The organism is Telluria sp. AZSoR62, assembly GCF_058111565.1.
Map to the genome: position 1 here is coordinate 1 of NZ_JBYTST010000179.1, position 331 is coordinate 331.

Consider the following 331-nt stretch of genomic DNA (forward strand, 5'->3'; position numbering starts at 1 on the left):
GGCAGCACCCATTCCTTCAGCTTCGCGGAGCTGGCCGGGCAGACCAACCGCTTCTCCGGCGTGCTGCGCAGCCTGGGAATCGGGCGCGGGGAGCGCGTCTTCTCGCTTACCGGCCGCGGGCCGGCCCTGTATATTGCGGTGCTCGGCACGCTCAAGAACGCCAGCGTCTTCTGCCCGCTGTTCTCCGCGTTCGGCCCCGAACCGGTCCGTCAGCGGCTGCACCTGGGATCGGGCCGGGCGCTGGTCACGACGCGGGTGCTGTACCGCAAGAAGATCGCACAGCTCCGCGATTCGCTCCCGGAGCTTCAGCATGTGCTGCTGACTGACGCCG

General features: G+C 68.9%; 1 protein-coding gene. It reads left to right on the top strand.

Features of this window, described 5'->3' with window-relative positions; translation table 11 throughout:
* The coding region (locus tag AC3XQU_RS23425) for an AMP-binding protein (RefSeq protein WP_489876545.1) at positions 1 to 331 on the top strand (331 nt) is incomplete at both ends.